The sequence below is a fragment of the Vibrio sp. YT-16 genome (assembly GCF_033337405.1).
Lineage (GTDB): Bacteria > Pseudomonadota > Gammaproteobacteria > Enterobacterales > Vibrionaceae > Vibrio > Vibrio alginolyticus.
Map to the genome: position 1 here is coordinate 40,263 of NZ_JAWOQQ010000015.1, position 20,971 is coordinate 61,233.

The 20,971-nt window shown below is 44.4% G+C and carries 17 protein-coding genes; 10 read left to right on the forward strand and 7 right to left on the reverse strand.

Annotated elements, in window-relative coordinates; all coding sequences use genetic code 11:
* Positions 1–7: 7 nt before the first annotated feature.
* On the reverse strand, positions 8–364 hold the full coding sequence (locus tag R7F07_RS19940) for a MerR family transcriptional regulator (RefSeq protein ID WP_005375386.1): 357 nt from the start codon (positions 362–364) through the stop codon (positions 8–10).
* A gap of 520 nt (positions 365–884) precedes the next feature.
* Here R7F07_RS19940 and R7F07_RS19945 point away from each other — a divergent pair.
* Positions 885–2,234, forward strand: coding sequence for an alpha-amylase family protein (locus R7F07_RS19945; protein ID WP_054578668.1), 1,350 nt, complete (start codon positions 885–887; stop codon positions 2,232–2,234).
* Between the two features lie 108 nt (positions 2,235–2,342).
* Here the strand turns inward: R7F07_RS19945 and R7F07_RS19950 are convergent, their stop codons facing one another.
* The gene (locus R7F07_RS19950; protein ID WP_005375388.1) at positions 2,343–2,636 is read right to left on the reverse strand and encodes an ArsR/SmtB family transcription factor; all 294 of its coding nucleotides are present in this window, start codon (positions 2,634–2,636) and stop codon (positions 2,343–2,345) included.
* A gap of 245 nt (positions 2,637–2,881) precedes the next feature.
* Here R7F07_RS19950 and R7F07_RS19955 point away from each other — a divergent pair, with 245 nt between their 5' ends.
* A complete protein-coding gene (locus R7F07_RS19955; protein WP_318110552.1) occupies positions 2,882–3,175 on the forward strand; it encodes a hypothetical protein in 294 nt (97 codons plus the stop codon).
* A gap of 92 nt (positions 3,176–3,267) precedes the next feature.
* On the opposite strand, the gene R7F07_RS19960 is transcribed toward R7F07_RS19955, so the two are convergent.
* The 3 genes from R7F07_RS19960 to R7F07_RS19970 form a co-directional block, all read right to left on the reverse strand.
* A complete protein-coding gene (locus R7F07_RS19960; protein ID WP_171342506.1) occupies positions 3,268–5,232 on the reverse strand; it encodes a monovalent cation:proton antiporter-2 (CPA2) family protein in 1,965 nt (654 codons plus the stop codon).
* On the reverse strand, positions 5,229–5,846 hold the full coding sequence (locus R7F07_RS19965) for an NAD(P)H-dependent oxidoreductase (protein ID WP_005375391.1): 618 nt from the start codon (positions 5,844–5,846) through the stop codon (positions 5,229–5,231). The genes R7F07_RS19960 and R7F07_RS19965 overlap by 4 nt, the downstream gene beginning before the upstream one ends.
* Before the next feature lie 166 nt (positions 5,847–6,012).
* Positions 6,013–6,438 (reverse strand): universal stress protein, encoded by a 426-nt coding sequence (locus R7F07_RS19970; protein ID WP_005375398.1) that lies wholly within the window; start codon positions 6,436–6,438, stop codon positions 6,013–6,015.
* A 445-nt stretch (positions 6,439–6,883) separates the two neighbouring features.
* Between R7F07_RS19970 and R7F07_RS19975 the strand changes: the two genes are divergently transcribed.
* From R7F07_RS19975 to R7F07_RS20005, 7 genes are all read left to right on the forward strand, one after another.
* Complete coding sequence (locus R7F07_RS19975; protein ID WP_171342507.1) at positions 6,884–8,455, forward strand: ATP-binding cassette domain-containing protein; 1,572 nt, start codon at positions 6,884–6,886, stop codon at positions 8,453–8,455.
* Between the two features lie 206 nt (positions 8,456–8,661).
* The gene (locus R7F07_RS19980) at positions 8,662–10,821 is read left to right on the forward strand and encodes a prolyl oligopeptidase family serine peptidase (protein ID WP_171342508.1); all 2,160 of its coding nucleotides are present in this window, start codon (positions 8,662–8,664) and stop codon (positions 10,819–10,821) included.
* 527 nt (positions 10,822–11,348) lie between these two features.
* Positions 11,349–12,140 carry a hypothetical protein gene (locus R7F07_RS19985; protein ID WP_017821525.1) on the forward strand — a complete coding sequence of 264 codons (792 nt, stop codon included), beginning with the start codon at positions 11,349–11,351 and terminating at the stop codon, positions 12,138–12,140.
* 90 nt (positions 12,141–12,230) lie between these two features.
* The gene (gene vmeP, locus R7F07_RS19990) at positions 12,231–13,373 is read left to right on the forward strand and encodes an efflux RND transporter periplasmic adaptor subunit VmeP (protein ID WP_005391278.1); all 1,143 of its coding nucleotides are present in this window, start codon (positions 12,231–12,233) and stop codon (positions 13,371–13,373) included.
* 10 nt (positions 13,374–13,383) lie between these two features.
* Entirely contained in the window at positions 13,384–16,524 is a 3,141-nt protein-coding gene (vmeQ, locus tag R7F07_RS19995; protein WP_171342509.1) for an efflux RND transporter permease subunit VmeQ, read from the forward strand.
* A 120-nt stretch (positions 16,525–16,644) separates the two neighbouring features.
* Entirely contained in the window at positions 16,645–17,730 is a 1,086-nt protein-coding gene (locus R7F07_RS20000; protein ID WP_171342510.1) for an OmpP1/FadL family transporter, read from the forward strand.
* Positions 17,731–17,906: 176 nt separating this feature from the next.
* On the forward strand, positions 17,907–18,704 hold the full coding sequence (locus R7F07_RS20005) for a hypothetical protein (RefSeq protein WP_005385112.1): 798 nt from the start codon (positions 17,907–17,909) through the stop codon (positions 18,702–18,704).
* Positions 18,705–18,751: 47 nt separating this feature from the next.
* Here the strand turns inward: R7F07_RS20005 and speG are convergent, their stop codons facing one another.
* On the reverse strand, positions 18,752–19,291 hold the full coding sequence (speG, locus tag R7F07_RS20010; RefSeq protein WP_005375417.1) for a spermidine N1-acetyltransferase: 540 nt from the start codon (positions 19,289–19,291) through the stop codon (positions 18,752–18,754).
* 246 nt (positions 19,292–19,537) lie between these two features.
* Between speG and R7F07_RS20015 the strand changes: the two genes are divergently transcribed.
* Positions 19,538–19,690 carry a hypothetical protein gene (locus tag R7F07_RS20015; RefSeq protein ID WP_005375418.1) on the forward strand — a complete coding sequence of 51 codons (153 nt, stop codon included), beginning with the start codon at positions 19,538–19,540 and terminating at the stop codon, positions 19,688–19,690.
* Positions 19,691–19,802: 112 nt separating this feature from the next.
* On the opposite strand, the gene R7F07_RS20020 is transcribed toward R7F07_RS20015, so the two are convergent.
* Positions 19,803–20,852 (reverse strand): sensor domain-containing diguanylate cyclase, encoded by a 1,050-nt coding sequence (locus R7F07_RS20020; RefSeq protein ID WP_053303796.1) that lies wholly within the window; start codon positions 20,850–20,852, stop codon positions 19,803–19,805.
* Between the last annotated feature and the right edge of the window lie 119 nt (positions 20,853–20,971).

A 20,971-nucleotide genomic window follows, 5' to 3' on the forward strand; every position in this document is an offset into this window, starting at 1 on the left:
CTCTAAGTCAACGAACTTTTCCGCTTTTATACAAGGCAATTTTTTCTTCTAGAGCCGATAAGTGCTTTTTCTGTTGCTCAATGTGGCGTTTGAGGTTTTCTTGGTGTTGTTCTAACAGGGCTTGACGTTGTGGTACAGATTGAGAGCCGACTTCCCTTAATTTGGCATACTCTAGAATCTCTTCAAGTGGCATTGCAGTTTCTTTTAAACGCTTAACAAAGCTTATCCAGTTTAGATCTTTCGAACTATACATTCGATGTCCACTCGCGTTTCTATGGACATGTTTAAGTAAACCGATTTTTTCATAGTATCGAAGTGTATGAGCAGATAGCCCGACGAGGTCAGAAAATTCTTTGATATTCATTATTATCCTCCAAGGTAGAGCATACCCCATAGAGACAAGCTAAGTTTCGCATTTTGAAGTCATTTCGGGACAGATACAAACAGAAATCTTTAGTCTTTTAACGCTAGGTATGGTGATTTACTGGATTTTTGAAACGCGCCAAACGTGATCCATCTGCCAGTTTCGTTTTATTAACAATTGATTACTCAACGGGTTGGCTTGGCTATTTTTATCCTTTGGGCCTATTTTAGGGCGTACGTAGGTCTTATGTTGCATCTTTTTTGATTGATATTTTTGCTAAATAAAACAATGTCTTAGGTTTGTTCTGGGCTGTTTGGGGTGTATGTTGTGTGCCCGTTATTCACTCAGAACGATTTATCGCTGTGCAATGGATGAGTCGCTACGCCTTCGATTTCAGCCTTGAGTTAGTGCTAAAAGGGTGAGTGCCTCTGATGAATAGCTTTTATAATTTCGATTATTGAATTCACTCACAAAAAAATGCAAACAAGTAATCGTGAGTGGAAACGAGCAGGAGAACAACATGAGTGGCTCACAGGAAACACAATCATTCGGTGCAAACGTTATCTTACATGCGTTTGATTGGAAGTATGCTGACATTGCCCAACGAGCAAAAGAAATCCGCAAGCTTGGTTATGGCTCTGTGTTGGTTTCGCCACCAATGAAAAGCGCACACGATGAGCGCTGGTGGCAGCGTTATCAACCACAAGATTATCGTGTTATCGACAATGCCTTGGGTGATACCAAAGATTTTATTCATATGGTTCGTGAACTGGAGCAAGTTGGTGTGTGGGTTTATGCCGACGTAGTGTTTAACCATATGGCAAATGAGGCCCACCTTCGCAGAGACCTTCAGTACCCAAGACAAGAGGTCTTGGAGGAATACCAGAACAACAAGCAGAAATATCAGTCGCTAGCGTTGTTTGGCGATCTATCTCAACCACTTTTTGATGAAGAGGACTTTGTTGAAGCATTCGGCATCAAAGACTGGAAAGATAAGTGGCAGGTTCAAAACGGACGTATCACAGGTGGACCAACCGATCCTGGCTTGCCAACTCTTCGTGTTTGTGACCATGTCGTTGAGCAGCAGCGAGCGTACCTAAAGGCGCTGAAAGCTATTGGTGTGAAAGGTTTTCGTATTGACGCTGCGAAACACATGACGTTAGAGCATCTTAAGCGTGTTTGGACAGACGACATCACGCGGGATGTGCATATATTTGGTGAAATTATTACCGATGGCGGTGCGACGGAAGAAGAGTATCAGCTGTTTCTTGAGCCGTATCTACAGGAAACTCGCCTAGGTGCGTACGATTTCCCTTTGTTCTCAACCATGTTTAAGGCGTTTGCTAAAAAGGGCAGCTTCAAGTCTCTGATTGATCCCTATTGTTTTGGTCAGGCTTTGTCCCCCGGTCGTGCGATTACATTTGCTATCACACATGATATTCCTAACAATGATGTCTTTCTTGATCTCATCATGGACGAGGAAAACGAATGGTTAGCTTATGCCTATATTCTAGGCCGAGATGGCGGTGTGCCGTTGATTTATACCGACTTAAACACCAGCGGTATTAAAGGTAAAAATGGTCAGCCAAGGTGGCAAGGTGCATGGAGCGACCCGAGAATGGCAAAAATGATCCAGTTCCATAATATGACGCATGGCGAGCCGATGAGTGTTCTTGAAGGTAACGATGACATGCTCGTACTTAAGCGAGGTGACAAAGGTATTGTGGTGCTTAATAAATCACAGCGTCAACAGTCTTTGACATTAAAAACGGATGGCAATTGGGTTGATTTGATGACAGAACAAATCATTCCAACTGACGGTAAGTTAATCGTACCATCTAAGTCGTCGATGTTACTTGTCGCGAACTAGAAGATGTACACACCGAGCTTAGCAACTTCGGTGTGTATGTTTTTCATCGTCATTCACGTTCTGCTGAAGTTCAATATAAACTCAAACTCTCTCGTTTTTGCTAGAAATTTATGAGCACTCGTTAACGCAACATTCTGCTTTTAAAAAACCAATTACGTCATCTAAGCACTGATATTCTGCAACACAAAAAAGGGTTCTACCCTCACGGCGCTGGGTGAGAAGACCGGCTGAAGCAAGGCTCGAGATATGATGAGAGAGAGTGGATGCTGGAATGCCAAGCTTTTCTTGTACGCCGCCTACCGCGATACCTTTGTATCCCGCTTTGACGACTTCTTTGTAAATACTTAAACGAGTCGGATGCCCTAACTCTTTTAGTGCTTTAGCAACGGCTTCAAGCTCCATACTGACCTCTAAAGAATGACCACAGTAATTTTGTTTCGATAATAGGGAAAGTCTCGGTAAATGCCAACTATTACGATCTCAGAACAATTTAAATCAGATGAGATTCATGCTGGCTCATGCCTTCATGACAACAATTGTCTGTTCTAATGAGACAGATCAATCTTCATTATTATTTCACGCCACGTTCAAAATCCCTCGTCTACACTCACTGTTGAGTTGTCAGTTGGCAGACCAAGGAGGCGGCCATGATTGCGGTTCATAGAGATTATTGTTTGTCTAACAGTTCGGAGTTACATGCCCACGTTAACGTCAATCCTGTCGGTAAATTAGAAGTTGAGATTGTTGAACTTCAAGAGCGCCACACCACAGAGTTTGATGATTTGTCTTTTGAGAGTCGTGGGTGTGAAACTCGAATCTGTGGTAAAGAAGACACAACTCCGTGGCAGTTCAATCTTGCAGTTACTGATGCGTTAGAGCTTTCTCATTTAGTGGAAGAAGCAAACGAAGAGTATGAGATTTTAATGAATGATCTTATGTAATATCGAGAAGATCATTTTATCCTGCACGGCGTGTGGCTCTGTACTGAAAAAATAAAAACCTCCCAAGCGGGAGGTTTTTAATATGGAGTGCGTTATCGTTGGATAGGCTCTTCTCTTGGTGGTGTTAGCTCTTGGACGTTATCTTCATTAAAGTCATCGGCGTAACCTTTAGGTGGCGGTGTCCAACCACGTTCTGACCGCGATAGTTTGTCATGACGATCTTTTTGCATCTCTTCCGCCATTTTCTCCTCTAACTGAATAAACAGTTGTCGGAAATTGTTGTCATAGCGTTCACCTTCAGAATCATCTTCCCAAGCTTTGTAGAGTATTTCTGACTTACGTGCTTCAACACGCTTATATGTCGCCTTCTGTTGTTCAACAAAGAAGGGGTGAATGCCAAGTGCTTTCATTGTGTGACCGCCCATCTCCAATGCAGAATGGTAGGTCTCTGATTCAATAATATCAGCTCCCGCTTGACGCAAAAGATAGCCATGTCCACGGTCAAAGGCACGTGCAATCACTGTTACTTTTGGGTACGTGTGCTTAACGTACTTCACCAGTTCTACACTCGATTCTTGGTTATCAATCGCCACAACCAACGCAGCGGCGTGCTCAATGCCGGCTGTATGTAGCATATCTGGTCGAGTCGCGTCGCCAAAATAGGCGCGAGTGCCAATCTGGCGCATGTTATCGACTTGGTCAGATTGATGGTCAAGTACCACGGTAGTCACGCCGTTTGATACCAATAGGCGATTCACTATTTGTCCAAAGCGGCCGATGCCGGCGATGATCACCGTGCCTGTTTCCTCAATCGTATCGCTTTCGCGTTCATTTGACTGGCTTTCAAAGCGCGGCAGAATCACTCTATCAAACAGAATAAACAAACCTGGTGTCAGGAACATCGAAATCGCAACCACTAACGCAAGAGTTTGTGAAAGTTCAAATGGGATGACGTGGTTTTGCACTGAAAAGCTTAGAAGCACAAAGCCGAATTCACCTGCTTGAGCCAAGCTTAGGGTAAACAGCCAGCGGTTGCTGCCTTTCACCCTAAATATCAGTGCAAGAATAAACAGCACCAAGGCTTTCAAAACCATCACGCCAATGGTCAATGCCATGACCAACCTGAAATCACCAAAAAGGACCGAGAAGTTGATCCCTGCGCCAACGGTAATAAAGAACAGACCTAACAATAGGCCTTTAAATGGTTCGATGTTGGATTCTAACTCGTGGCGGAATTCACTGTTCGCCAATACAACGCCAGCCAAGAAGGTTCCTAAGGCAGGAGATAAGCCCACTAAGCTCATCAGCGCAGCGATACCAATGACCAGCATGAGTGCAGTTGCGGTAAAGATTTCTCGCAAACCAGAGCTAGCCACATAATTGAGCAGAGGTCGACTTAAAAAGTGTCCACCAACGACGACGATTGCAATCGATGCTGTGATTACGATGCCGTATGCCCAGCCGGGCAACCCCGCAACGAGGCTTAATTCTTCATGGTGCGCTGCGGCTGTTTGAGCCGCGGACTGTGCCTGTTCAATTAATTCAGGTAAGGCCAATAGAGGAATGAACGCCAACATTGGTATCACTGCAATATCTTGAAAAAGCAACACGGAGAAAGCGTTTTGTCCACCTTCCGTCTTCGTTAATCCTTTTTCGCTAAAAGTTTGCAAAACAATCGCAGTAGAAGAGAGGGCGAAGATCAAACCTATGGCTAAGGCTATGGTCCAAGGCTGGTCAAAATACAAGGCAATACCCATAATCGCCGCGACGGTACCGCCGACTTGCAGACCTCCTAAGCCCATTAAGCGATTGCGCATTGCCCACAACATTTTGGGTTCGAGCTCTAAGCCAACGAGAAACAGCATCATCACCACGCCAAACTCGGCAAAGTGCTGGATTGTTGTTGTTTCTTCACCGACTAAACCGATAATTGGGCCAATGACCACACCTGCGATGAGATAGCCTAAAACGGACCCAAGTCCCAAACGCTTAGCAAGTGGGACTGCAATTACAGCAGCAATCAAATATACGAAGGCTTGTAAGAATATCCCTGTCATGAAGCCTCCTTAATGAGCTCTGGCAATGCGCTGTTAAGCTTGATTAATGACGCCGCAGCTTCAACATCCAACCTATCTTCGACTAAAGCTGTTAGCAGGCTCTTGTACCGCTCAACATGACGAGGGATTCGCCCTTCTTCATCTGCTGTACGTGCGCCAAACATCGCGAGAGGGGCAATGTAGTTCATGCCTGTCAGTGCGGACATTTGTTCAATAGGCGCAAGCAGTTGACGAATCGTAAAGTGGTTGTAGCCCTCTGCCTTATAAGCTTCTTCTTTACCCCCTGCAGACAGCACACAAAGCATGGTCTTACCTTGCAGTGCTGTGCCATCTGTACCGTAAGCAAAGCCATATTCCAAAACCAGATCTTGCCACTCTTTTAAAATTGCAGGCGTTGAATACCAATATAGTGGGAATTGGAAAATCACCACGTCATGCTCACGTAAGCGTTGCTGCTCACGGTCGATATTAATATCGAAACGAGGGTATTCGCCATAGAGATCAACACATGTCACGCCTTCAATTTTTTGAGCTTCTTTGAAAAGTGGAGTATTCACTTCTGAACGATGCTGGGAAGGATGAGCAAAGAGAATGAGTACTTTTTTATTTGCCATAGGGATCCTTGCTATCTAAATAACCATGCCCAGTAGGAGCGCGGGTTGGTTAGAAAATGTAACTCATAAATGATCGCCAAGCTAGTTTGGAAAACTGTTTAAGCTGTTTCAATATCAATAAAAAACCACCAAATAAATTGGTGGTTTTGGGAAGCGTTACGTTTTACTAATCATGAATAGGGACGACTAGAATATCCACCGGTGACTTGTTAATTAAGTGTCTGGAGTAAGAAATAATCTTGCTCCAGAAATCTTGGTGGTGACCACAAATCAGAAGATCCACTTCTTGCTCTTTAATGGTGACCTCTAATTTATCAGCCAAGTCGCCAGTACCTACGAAGAAATGTTTAAGTGGGTAATCCATGTAATCACTAAATGTTTTTAAACATTCCATTGAATGCTCATTCAACGGCCTTTGATCCGGGTTTTCTTTGATGTCTACAAGCTCACGATAGATTTCTCCGTGCGTACCATCAATATGAATAAAGGAGATATCGGAGTCGAGATAGTTTGCCATTGATACCGCTCTGTCGATAAGCACGGTGCTTTCATCTGACAGTTCGAGTGCAACAAGGATATGTTTGTATTTCATAACCACGCCCTTATGTGGATTATCTTTACTCTAAGCATAGTATGGCTTGGATAAAAATTGTGTTGCTAAGATCTCGAAATTGTTCAAAGACTTGTTAAAAAGTTAATGTGATATAACAACTTACTGTGAAACTTTCTTTTTGTTCACATTTGGTTAGAAAGCTTGCTTTTTGAACAAAAAAGCGGCTACACTCTGTGCATCATTTCTCTAGGAGATTACGCCAACATGAAGAACTAAACCTGTCATCCATATTTTTACTTATTTTTTGGATCTGCAGGGTTAGTAGGCGTAGCTCACTTTCCGATATTTCTTTGCAACAAGACGACTTTTTGATTTGACGTATATCGTCGAGCTTTACATAGAGCTTAATGCGTTTGTGCACGCGTTTTGTTGCCATTTCAAATCATAGCTACGGCTGTTGTCCCTGTCATACAGGAGGCAAATTATGCCAGTTTTACAAGCTTTTAATGTTAGCCATCAGTTTGATAATGGCGATACGCTATTCCAGTCTATTTCTTGTTCCATGACTAAACGACGTGTTGGTTTGGTTGGGCGCAATGGCATCGGCAAGTCGCTTTTGGCTTCCATTTTAGCGGGAGAAATTCAGCCTGCCAGCGGTGTTGTGACTGCTCCCTCTTCTTTCATGATGTATCGCCAGCAGCCGTCTGATCTGCTTTCAGGTCAGCAATCGATCGCCCAATTTCTGGGAACAGACTCGGCCTTACATGCTTTGAAGCAGATTGAACAAGGTGATGTTTCTGAACATTGGTTCGAACTGGTTGGCGAACAGTGGGATATTGAACTGAAACTCAAACAGCAGCTTGCTGCGATGGGCTTGCCGCAAGACCCTGATTTCTCTTGTGCTCGGCTCAGTGGTGGTCAGTTGGCGCGTTTGCAGTTATGGCAGTTATTTGAAAACGAAACGGAGCTTTTGATTCTCGATGAACCATCCAATCACCTCGATACCGAGGCGAAACAATGGTTGATAGAGTCTATGACGCACTTCAGCGGCGCGATTTTACTCATCAGTCACGATCGTGAGCTGCTGCGAGAGATGGAGGAAATTTGGGAGCTATCGGGCCTAGGTTTACAGGCTTTTGGTGGAAATTACGATGTGTACGCCGAGAAAAAACGCACTGAACTGCAAGCGGTCGAGAGGCAGTTAGCGCAAGTCGATAAACAGAAAAAACGGTTAGCCGAGCAAGCCCAGAAAAATCGCGAAAAAGCAGACCAACGCGCCGCGCAAGGGAACAAACTGCGCAAAGACGGCAGTCAGCCCAAAATTTTGCTTGATGGCAAAAAGGATAGCGCGACCGCCAGCGCCTCAAATCGCAATAAGAATGAGCAACTCAGACAAGTGCATTTACAAGCCAAAGAGCGGGCGTTGCAATCGCGACATGAGCAGCTCAAAGCGCAAAAGCTTTATCTTGCAGATAATCCGAACCGTTCGCGAAAAGTGTTGTCGATACAAGAAGGTATATTGCCTTTTGGAGATTCTACTCCTATCACTTTGCAGATTTTTGCGAACGATAAAGTCCATCTCAAAGGGAAAAATGGCTGCGGAAAGTCAACCTTGTTAAAGACGTTGCTTGGCGAGTTGTCGTTGCTGAGTGGTGAGCTGCAAGTGAATACCCCCTTGTATTATCTCGACCAACACTTTGGCGCAGTGAATCCAAATCTTTCGTTACTTGAGAACGTAATGGAGACCTGTCAAGAGATGACGGAAAGTGAAGCGAGAACCTTATTGGCGGGGATCGGTTTTCGTCGAGACGCTGTGTTTCGGTTGGGATGCGTACTCAGTGGTGGCGAGAAGATGAAGCTCGCAATGCTGATCGTCAGCCATCAACACTCCCAGCCTTTGCTGCTGCTTGATGAACCAGATAACCATCTCGATCTCGAGTCAAAAATAATGCTTAGTCAGGCGTTAAATACATACAAAGGTGGATTTGTTCTGATTAGTCACGACCAAGATTTCGCTTCTGAGTCTGGGGTTTTGCGTCAAATCGAACTGAATTAGACGAAAGAGAGTAAACGCCATCGTAGCTCTTCAGCGTTGTTCCTAAGCTCTACACCTCCACTTACCGATATGTAGAATTGGCAGGAAATAAGGGAGTTAGGATGGCTTTCACAACTCGTTTAATGAAATTAGATTCATTTTGTCGATATATAGTAGAGTTCTGATGTATTGCACAAAAAGAAAACAGAAAAATAAAAAGGAATTTCATGAAAAAGAACACCCTAGCACTCACAACGGCTCTCGCACTCGGAAGTGTGTTGTCTGTGGCGCATGCGAATGAAGCGGCGCAATCGTCGGTTGAACAGGTAACCCCGAAAGCCATCACGTACCCAACCACACAAAAAGTGGATGTTGTCGATGACTACTTTGGTACAAAAGTGAGTGATCCTTATCGCTGGTTGGAAGACGATCTCAGCCCAGAAACCGCAGAATGGGTGAAGGTACAAAATGCAGTGACGTTTGATTATCTGGCGAAAATCCCTTACCGCGAGCAGATTGAAGAGTGCATTACTAAGCTCATGGATTACGAAAAACAAAGCCAGCCGTTCAAAGAGGGTAAGTTCACTTATTTCTACAAAAATGACGGGCTACAAAACCAAGATGTGCTTTATCGGCAGTTAGGTGATGGCGAAGCAGAAATTTTCCTCGATCCAAATACTTTTAGTGAAGATGGCACCACATCGTTAGCGGGAGTGAGCTTTTCACGTGATGGTTCTTTGGTTGCATATAGCATTTCGGAAGGCGGTAGCGATTGGCGCAAAGTCATTGTGTTAGACACAGAAACCAAAAAGCCCGTCGGCGAAACGCTGGTGGATATTAAGTTCAGTGGCATCAGTTGGTTCGGCAATCAAGGCTTCTATTACTCAAGTTATGACAAGCCAAAAGGGAGTGAACTTTCTGCGAAGACAGACCAACACAAGCTCTACTTTCATAAACTAGGGACGAAACAAAGTGAAGACCAATTAATTTTCGGTGGTGTAAAGGACGAAAAGTATCGCTACGTTGGGGGTTACACGTCGGAAGATGAACGCTACTTGTTTATCTCAGCTAGCGTATCGACGTCGGGCAACAAACTGTTCTTCAAAGACCTGAGTAAGCCAAATAGCTCGCTCAAAACCATTTTAGATAACACCAGTTCTGATACTTGGGTGATAGACAACCAAGGCACGAAACTGTACTTGGTTACGAACCTTAATGCGCCGAACAAACGCGTCGTGACGGTGGATGCGAGTCAGCCGCAGCCCAAAAACTGGAAAGATTTGATCCCTGAAACAAAGAATGTGTTACGCGTTTCTACCGCGGGTGGCAATTTGTTTGCGAGTTATATTGTTGATGCGATCTCGATGGTGAAGCAATACGACATGAACGGCAAACTCATCCGAGAAATCAAATTGCCTGATATTGGCAGCGCGTACGGTTTCTCGGGTAAAAAAGAAGAAACCGAAGTCTACTATTCTTTCACCAACTACAAGATGCCAAGCACTACGTATCGTCTGAACATCAAAGATGGTGATAGCGAGGTGTACTACAAATCTAAAGCGCCATTTGATCCAGCTTTGTATGACTCTCGCCAGGTGTTTTACACCTCAAAAGACGGAACAAAAGTGCCGATGATCATCACCTATAAAAAAGGGACACCGATGGACGGCAGTGCACCAACCATCCTATATGGTTATGGTGGTTTCAACATCAGCCTCACACCATCTTTTAACCCGACACGTGCGGCTTGGTTGGAGCTTGGTGGTGTCTACGCGGTAGCGAACATTCGTGGCGGTGGGGAGTATGGTAAAGAGTGGCACAACGCTGGCATTCAAATGCAAAAGCAAAATGTGTTTGATGACTTTATTGCGGCGGCTGAATTTCTAATTGATGAAAAGGTAACGTCATCAAACAAGTTAGCCATTAACGGTGGATCGAATGGTGGCTTGTTAGTGGGGGCCGTTATGACGCAACGTCCAGAGCTTTTTAAAGTGGCGCTGCCAGCAGTCGGCGTACTGGATATGCTGCGTTATCATACTTTTACCGCAGGTGCTGGTTGGGCGTATGACTACGGCACGGCAGAGCAAAGTAAAGAGATGTTCCAATATCTGAAAAGTTACTCGCCGGTGCACAATGTAAAAGCAGGGGTGGAATACCCAGCAACATTGATTACAACCGGTGATCATGATGACCGTGTTGTTCCTGCTCACTCATACAAATTTGCTGCTGAGTTGCAATCGAAGCAAGCGGGTTCAAATCCGACCTTAATTCGCATCGAAACCAATGCAGGACATGGTGCAGGCACACCAACGCGTAAAATAATTGAGACAAATGCAGATATTTATAGTTTTGCACTGTTCAATATGGGAATAGAGAAACTGCAATAGTGCGAATTGTTTGCGTTTTAGTTATCGAAACACATCGGCGCTTTATCGCTCGATAATAAAAGGGAATCACAGAGAGTGATTCCCTTTTTATTTATTATAGGCCTACTATTCTAATCTGATGCTAGGCTAATCAAACTAAGGTTTTTAAATTATTATAATGTTCTAATTAATCTGAAGAGTGTTGTACGATCGAAATGAAACATTGATCGCGATCACCTAAATCCATTGCACTCTCTATTTATATGGTAAAATTAATTAATCATTTGTTCTAATGATAATTGAATTTTCATAAGTTTTAATATTTCCTTCTTCATTGGTATTACCAAATTTCAAGTTATATAAGATATAAGTAGCGGTGATTGAACTTTTACGATGCTTTATTTTATTTTAATTAAAACGTCGAATGTTTCGTCATTATTGAATTTGCTTTGATAATTTATGTTATCCAAAGCGAGTTGTGTTGCTTGCTATTTATGATGACCTCATGACGTGAATAATTTTATAATCATTAAAATGGATACAGTTTTATGAATTTAGTGAAACCGTCTGTTGCCATTGTGGTTGCAGCCCTACAACTCGCGTCTTCTGCCTATGCGCAAACAAACAATAGCGAAGAACTACAAGATATGTCTGACCCACTTGCGGTATACACCCAAGCTGGCTTTGGTATTACTGATAAAGGCGCGAACATCAAAATCGGTCAAACTTACCAATCTAGCCAGCCTGGTACCATGGCGATGAACATCATTGAAATGAAAGGCATTGGTGGTGAGCTATTTGGCATTCGCGACAATGACGATCCAATATATGCCAACGTTGATGACAGCATTGACTCTTTCCGACTACGTAATTTCCAAGTAGAAGTCGCAAAAGGTCTAGGCCGTCAATTAGATGTAAACTACGACGTTGATAACGATAAATTAGATGCATCTTATAGCTTTATTCAAGGTCTACCTAAGTTTGGTATGTTGCAGCTATTTCCTTTAGCTGGTGCGGGTGTCACTATTGCTAATGATTTTAGTGGTGATGACAAAGGTTATGAAATTCCAGGTACTTTCACTGTTGTGGGTATGTACTCAAAAATTGAATTAACCGATAAAATCTGGATTAACTACAACCCAATGTATATGCATACGTTGTCAGGGTCTAGTCAATATAAAGATACTTATTATGCGGGTGAAGATAATATCTTGACTCATGAGTTTGCGTTGTCTTATCAAATTAATCCTCGCGCAAATATTCGTTACTTTGCAAACTGGAATGAGCACGTTAATTTCGGTGATGGTGATCACCGTATCGAATTTAACTACCAATTCTAACTCCCTCGTTTATTTCCAGAATAGAAAGTAGGTTTATCCATATATTTAAATATTTAGGCCAAAGCTCTTTCTACATAAAGTAGGTTTATCATGAAAGCCAAATATAAATTTGCGTTGGTATCTATTGCTATATCTTCTGCATTACTATCAGGATGCAAAACTGGCGATATCGCAACGAAAACAGCCCAAGCACCCTCTGTTGAAACCGTTACCCTAACCGAAACAAAAATCACTCCTTATCATACTTTTATCGGTCGAACTGAAGCGGTAAATGACGTTGATATTATGCCGCGAGTCGGTGGCGAATTAACCGCGATTCATTTTAAAGATGGCGATATGGTAGAAAAAGGCCAATTGCTGTTTGAAATCGACGACCGTCCTTACAAAGCGGCACTGGCGTATGCAAAAGCGTCGTTGCAAAAAGCAAAAGCACAACTCGTTCAAACTACGCGTGATGCAGAACGTGTGAAGAAACTCATCAAAGATAAAAGCATCAGTGAGCAGCAATACGATGACGCCATTGCTGCGCACGCCGCAGCGATTGCCTCGGTAGAAGAGGCGAAAGCGACGCTGGTTTCAGCAAGGCTCGATCTTGAATTTAGCTCTGTGCGCGCTCCTTTCTCTGGCCGCGTGGGTTTCAGCAACTTCCGAGTGGGTGACCGTATTTCGAAAATTCAACTCGTTCCTCTTGTTTCGATCACTCAAATCGACCCAATTCGCTTTGGCTTTGATGTGGATGAGAAGCTCTACCGCCGCGTAAGAAGTGCGATTGATGTGGCCCATCGTAACGATGACAAACTGGATGTTGATTTAACACTGACGCTTTCAGACGGTTCATTGTACCCGCTTGATGGCAAGATCTACGCCGTTGGCAACAAGATCGATTTAGAAACAGGCTCAATTCGAGCAGAAGCACAATTCGATAACCCAACTTACGCGCTTATGCCGGGTGAATATGGCAACTTGACCATCAAGCTGCGCAACAAAACCATTGATGGTTTGCTTATCCCATCGGCGGCTGTTCAGCAAGACCAAGCGGGTGACTACGTCATGGTGGTTGGTGATGATCACGTGGTGTCTCGTCGTAACGTTGAACTCGGTCAGACCTACGGTGTGAAACGTGCTGTGCTGACTGGTTTGGCGGCTAACGAAAAAGTCATCGTCAATGGTCTACAAAAAGTGCGTCCGGGTGCAACGGTGAAAGACGTTGAGCTACAGAGTGAACAAGGCTGAGTGAGTACTGATGTTAAGTAAATTTTTCATTCACCGGCCGAAGTTTGCTTTGGTGATCTCACTGGCGATGACATTGATGGGTATGATCGCCCTGAAAGTCTTGCCAATTTCTGAGTATCCTCAAATCTCTCCAACGGTAATTACGGTGAGCACCATGTATCCGGGTGCAAACGCGGACGTGGTTAAAAAGACCGTAGCACAACCGATAGAAGCCAAAGTCAACGGCGTTGAAGACATGATTTACATGTCTTCTGTGATTGGTAACGATGGCTCATACACATTGCGTATTTACTTCCGAGTGGGCGCAGATGGCGATATGGCGCAGGTTCGTGTGAACAACTTGGTGGCACAGGCGACGTCGTCTCTACCACAAGAAGTAAACCAAATCGGTGTGACGGTTAAGAAGAAATCTTCCGACATGCTGGGCGTTATCACACTGCGTTCTCCGAAACAGTCTCACGACAGTATCTACCTTTCTAACTACGCGGATCTCAATATTGTCGAGCGTCTAAAACGTATCGAAGGTATGAGTGACATTACGCTGCTGGGTAAGAAAGACTACTCAATGCGTATTTGGTTGAACCCAAATAAACTGGCTACCTTGAAGCTTTCTGCTAGCGATGTTATTGGCGCAATTAAAACGCAAAACATCCAAGTGGCGGCGGGTAAGATCGGTGGTATGCCAGCTCCAGGTGACCAGCAATATCAATATGTTTTGCAAACCAAAGGCCGCCTCACTTCTGCGGAAGAGTTCGAGAACATCATCATTCGTGCGAGCAAGAAAGGTTCTTTGATTCGCTTGAAAGATGTGGCTCGTGTGGAAGTTGGTGCACAAGGTTACGAAGCTGATGGTCGTATGAATAACGAACCAGCCGCCGTTCTGGCCTTGTACCAGTTGCCGACCGCGAACGCGCTAGACGTGATGGAACGCGTGAAAGAGGCCATGAAAGAGTACGAGAAATCGTTCCCAGATGATTTGGTCTACGACATCGCGTATGACTCTACCGAATACGTAGAGACATCGATTGATGAAGTGTACGAGACGCTGGTGATTGCAGTACTTCTTGTCACCTTCGTTGTGTACGTTTTCTTGCAGAACTGGCGAGCGACCATCATTCCAACCTTAGCGATTCCGGTTTCCATCATTGCGACGTTCGCAATCATGGGCGTGATGGGCATGACCATTAACACGATCTCGTTGTTTGGCTTGATCCTCGCCATCGGTATCGTGGTGGACGATGCGATCATCGTGGTAGAGAACGTGGAGCGGGTTATCCATGAAGAGCATTTAGACCCGATTCCGGCCACGATCCAAGCTATGAAAGAAGTGACGGGGCCAGTATTGGCAACAACGCTTATTTTGTTGGCGGTATTCGTACCGGTTGCGCTATTGCCGGGTATTTCTGGTCGAATGTTCAACCAGTTCGCGGTCACCATCTGTGTATCGGTGCTGATCTCTGCGATCAACGCATTGACGTTAACGCCAGCGCTTTGTGCGTTGATGTTGAAATCTACTCACTCGCAACCTATTGCGCCTTTGCGTGCGTTTAACCGAGGTTTTGAAGCAATAACGCGCAAATACCAAGGTTTAGTTGGCTTCTTGAGCCGTCGTATTGTGCTGAGTATCGGTGTTTATGGCGCGCTTATTGCGGTGCTGGCATTTGCGTTCATGACCGTACCTTCTTCTTTCGTACCGAACGAAGATAAAGGCGTGTTCATGGTCGAAATGCGTTTGCCAAACGCAGCAGCATTGCAGCGTACTGCACCATTAATGAAGAAGTACGTTGATGAGCTAAAACAGATGGAAGGTGTGGAGAACGTGGTTTCGGTTGCGGGCTTCTCGGTAATTAACATGGCGTCGATTCCAAACTCGGGCATGTTGATCATCAAACTGGATAACTGGAGCAAACGTAAAGACCCTGAACTACACCAACGTGCGTTGATGAACAAAGTTAACCAAATGCTGAACTCAACGCCAGATGCCGCTTCGTTCGTTTTCGCGACGCCGGCAATCAAAGGCATGGGTGCGGTGGATGGTTTCAACCTTGTGCTGCAGGACAACTTGGGCCGTTCTCCACAAGAGTTGGCAAAAACAACCGCTGATTTTGTTGCCCAAATCAACCAACTGCCTGAAGTGGCGCGTGCGTTCTCGATTTTCCGTGCCAACATTCCGCAACGTTACATCGATATTGACCGCGATAAAGCGATTTCGATGGGCGTACCGTTGAATGAAATCTTCAGCACACTGCAAGCGCAGTTGGGCGGTGCCTACATTTCTGACTTCAACTTGTTTGGTCGTTCGTACCAAGTGAAAGTGCAAGCAGAAGAGCAATATCGTGACAACATCGACGACATCGACCATCTGTTTGTTCGTTCTAGCTCTGGAAAAATGGTGTCACTGGCAACGCTAGTGAAAGTGAAGCCGATCTTCGGCCCTGATACCTTGTCGAACTACAACATGTTCAGTTCTGCAACCGTGAACGGTGCGCCAGCGCCAGGCTACAGCTCGGGTGATGTTGTAAAAGCCATTGAAAAACTGGCTGCAGAATCTTTGCCAAGTGGTTACTCGTACGAGTGGTCAGGCATGACTTACCAAGAGATGAAAGCAGGCAACATGGCACCAATCGCGTTCGCATTGTCTTTGCTGTTCACCTACTTGTTCTTGGTGGCTCAGTACGAAAGTTGGACCATTCCTGCTGCGGTAATGATGGCGGTTCCAGTCGCGATTCTCGGCGCAATGGGCACGCTACTGCTGGTGGGACAACCGTTCGATTTGTATGTGCAGATTGGTGTGGTCATCTTGATCGGTATGTCCGCCAAAGTGGCGATTCTTATCGTGGAATTTGCCAAAGTTCTGCGAGAAGAAAAGGGCTTATCCATCATTGATTCTGCCAAAGAAGCTGCTCGAATCCGTTTCCGTGCAGTACAGATGACCGCATTCGCCTTCATCTGGGGGGTATTCCCGTTGGTGATTGCATCGGGTGCCGGTGCGGCATCTCGTCACTCACTGGGCTTTGCAGTATTCGGCGGCATGATTCTCTCTACGTTTGTAGGCACGTTACTGACGCCAGTGTTCTTCGTGATGATGCAATCTCTGCGCGAGAAGTTTAAGCGAAAGAAACCCACTGAACTTGAGGTGAGCGAGCAATAACGCTGATTTCAACTGACTGACTCCACAACACCCCCACGCTGTGTGCGATTGGCCAATGCCTTTCATTGATATACAACCACCGTCGCAGCGTGGGTTCCCCTAACAATAATAGGTTTTAGCATGAAAAATCTTTCAAAAATCGTCGTAGCGAGCTCTCTACTGACGTGTGCTGCTGCGCAAGCGGGTGGGTTATACCTTTATGAAACTACAGCATCGGATATTGGTTTGGCATCCGCTGGTATGGCGGCTCGTGCGCAAGATGCCTCAGTAATGGCTGCAAACCCGGCTGGTCTGGCGAATGTTTCTGGTAAATCTTTCTCTGGTAACCTGATTGGCCTTTACGGTGACGCGCAACTAGACACGATGACTGGCGATGCGGGCAACGTGATTGGTTTTGTTCCTATGGCGTCGGCATTTTACAGCCAACATGTGAACGACAAATGGACGCTGGGTATTGGTCTGTATGGCAATTACGGCCTTGGCCTCGAGTACGAAGGTCTTTTGAATAATCATTTAGATATTCCTACAGCAACGACGCAAGCCTTAACCATTCAACCTTCCGCTTCTTACCGCATCAATGATCACTGGTCTGTGGGTGCGGCGCTTGGCATTCAGTACGGTATGTATGAAGTGGAAACGAAGGGAGCCTTGAACTTCAATGACGAAGACCAAGATACTCAGCTCAACGGCCGAGTAGGTGTGCTTTATGAGGCAACACCAGGCACTCGTCTTGGCCTGTCTTACTCTTCTGAAACCGAATTTGAATTCGACAAGAGTAACTCCATTGCTCCACAACAACTGATCTTCAGTGCTTACCATGAAGTGAATGATGACCTAGCGGTGATGTGGAACGTGAACTGGCAAGACTGGAGCGAATACACAACCACGCTGGGCGCAGAGACACAAGACACTTACCAAATCGCATTGGGTGCTCAGTACAAACTGAATGAAAAAATGATGTGGAATGCAGGTTTTGCATTCGATACCAGCATGTATGAAAGCCAATCAAACGGTGACATTACCGTTCCTACTGGCAAGGCGTACCGCATTGGTACAGGCATTGATTACAAATTGGATTCAGAAAACTCAATTGGTTTCGCGTTTGAAGCGATCTTGATGGAATCGTCAGAAACGCCACGCTTACAAGCTGGTTTTGATGAGCCTGCTCTGTACTTCATGAGCATGAGCTACAACTGGAAAAACTAATCATTCCTAATCGCTAAAACGCCTTCCTTACAGGCCATTCTACCCTAACTACCTGCACTGGATGCTGTCACACCATCTAAGGTAGTTAGGGCGCTTCTGTCACATCCAGTGAGTGATGATTCAAAAAGTATCTGCGCAGCTAAGTGCGGGTATTCAACATCTCAAAGGACAAAAAAATGAAAAATAAACTAGCGTTAGTGTGTACGACTTTGTTGGTCAGTACGCTGGCTCATGGTGCCGAGCATCGAGTAAAAGACAATAAAAACAAGTTGGCGGATGACCCAACAAAAGTCATCACGAAATTTGGCGCGTCGTACGCAAACAACTACGATTTTGATGATCAAAACATCTCATTCTCGGGCTCACTTGCGCTTGACCAAGCGCGCAAAATTAACCTGCGTATCAATGATGATGCGAGCGAGTGGCGTATTGGTGGCTCGTGGTTGTTTCCGGTCGGTATCGTGAACTTCAACTTCGGTAAAAATGAATACGTAAACGGCGCGGATCAAACCAACTACAGCGTTGGTACCTTTATGCCGCTAAGTTATTTCGGGATTGAGCCAGCAGGCTTCCAAATTTTCCCAATGGCAGGCTATACGTACAACACTGGTGATGTTCCTGTTTGTGACGGTGCAGAAAGTAGTCTCTGTAGCGAGCCTAACTTTACGGGGACGCCAAGTGCAGAGAATGGCTTCAATATGATGAGCTCTTCAGGCAGTAGCGGTTACGTTGGTGCATTTGCGCTGAAATCGTTTACCAAAGAGCTGACGTTAATCAGCTTCGCAGCAGGCACTTACGGCTCAGAAAACAGTGAAGGAGAGAACTACAAAGGCTTCTTTGGTGGTATTGGTCTTGGTTACCTCGTGAGCAAACGCCACTCTTTTAACGTAATGACGTTTGTCATGGACAACAACACCTATTTGGATGAAGCAGACAAGCGCATCGTGTTATCATATCAATATCAATTTGAATAAATAAAAACGCAGCCCAAATAGCTGCGTTTTTACTTTGATAGAATGAACTAGTGAATTGAGTTGTTTTCTTCGATCTTTTTCTGGTACTGGTGTTTTAATATATACATGCGCTTAACATCGCTGTAAGCGCCGTTAATAAAGTATTCTTCTACAAGGTGACCTTCTTCGATAAAGCCGCACTTTTTGTATAAGTGAATAGCGACTTCGTTATCCACTGCGACTAATAAGTAGATTTTACGTAGATTAAGAATTGAGAATGAGTAATCTAACGCACGATTAATCATCTCTGTCGCATAACCTCGGCCTTGATGCTCTGGGGCGATGATTATCTGAAATTCCGCGCTGCGGTGAATGTAGTTAATCTCGATCAGCTCAACTAAGCCAATTACGATGCCGTCTTCATCTTCGACGACAAAACGTCTTTCAGCGTCATCATGTATATGTTTTCGATAAAGTTCTTCGAGCTCGTCATAAGACTCGTAAGGTTCTTCGAACCAGTAGGCCATGATATTTCGGTTGTTATTCAGTTCATGAATAAAGCGCAAATCAGAACGCTCTAATGCACGCATTTTTAGGCCTTTCTTCATCATTTTTCTCCAATGAGGGCGGAGAATACCTCCGCACTTGATGCTAGAAAATATTACCGTATTTCACAAGAATAGCGCATCTTTTTTTGGAAAATATCCTGTGATTTTCAATGTGGAAACTTAGAGTTCACGACAAATATAAATTAATCTTTACGATAAAAAACTCGATTAGGTGCTTTGCCTAATATCGTATTAAATACCGCGCAACGACTTAGTGTCTTAATCTAAACAAACAAGGTATTCAATATGTTTTCAATCGGTGACGTAGTAGTAGCGACTAAAGGTATCGATCTTGGCGAAATGGTTGTTACAGGTTTAAGCAGTGGCGGTTTTTACACACATGTAAAAGCAGGCGAAAAAACACTAACTTACCCAGCTAAAGATCTTAAGAAAGCATAATTAAATTTGCTCATTCTTATTTTTAACTGGCTTAAAGTTCGTACTAGTTATTTTAAGCGGGTTAGAATCGATAAAAGGTAGCGCAATGAGTCGCTACCTTTTTTTATTTTTTCTACCTTTCTTCACCAATATGAAACTCAACGCGATTTCTTCCGGTTTCCTTTGCCTTGTAAAGTGCTAAGTCTGCGCGTTTAACTAATGGTTCAAATGAGTCGTCGAGACGACAGACTTGAGTTACCCCAATACTCGCGGTGAAGCTCATATCACAACCTGAATGTTGAACGGTCGTCGTTTCTAGTGCATTACGAATCGTTTCTAATGTGTCTAGAGCTTGCTGTGATGAGCGACTTCTTAATACGATGGCAAACTCTTCGCCACCAACTCTGGCAAGTAAGTCACAATCAAGTAGATGACTTTTAATAGTATTAACTGCATGGATCAGTGATTTATCGCCTGCGTCATGACCAAATCGGTCATTGAGGCTTTTAAAATTGTCGAGATCTAAAATAGCAACATGGAAGTCAATGCCCTGGGTTCGGTATTCATTTAGGCGGCTTTCGATTTGTCGCATGAACTCTCTGCGGTTTGGAATACCTGTTAGATCATCCGTCGTGGCGAGGTGCTCCATTTTCATAATCTGTATATGAAGGGCAATGTTTAAAGCAATCCAATTAGCGATGCACTGAAGCTGTGCCGCTTGTTCGTTTGTGTAAATGTGCGTTTGATGATGCGCAACGTTAAGCGTTCCTAGGCAGACTTTACCGTGCATTAAAGGCGCGTCCATACACGTACCCATACCATTGGATGCGAGCATCACACAATCGATCTCATCAGATTGCGTAACATCGTCGCAGATCATCAGTTGTTGCTTTTTGAACACTCGGCCAACAAACGCTTGATGAATGGGCACTAAAAATTCAGCGGGAATCGCTTTACTACCAGAGAAAGAGTAGACCTTTAAATGATCATTGTTTTCATAAAGTGTGATACTCGCACGGTCAGAATTAAATATACGATTTATCCATTCTGCCACCGTATCAAGTACTTGCTGTAGTGTTTCCGATTGAGCTAAAAAGTGAACAAACCCTATCGGCATACATATCGGACTTTCCATGTTTTGCATCGATAAGTCATCAGGGTTAAAAGTTCTTTCAAGTCTCAATAGACATCTCCTTGGCAATGTTGCAAATACCAACAATAAATTACGTGAAGCTATTTTGTAGAAAATGTGCTTCTTGGTAAGAGTATGGTTTAATTATCGCCGTTTGTGTGCATTTGGTT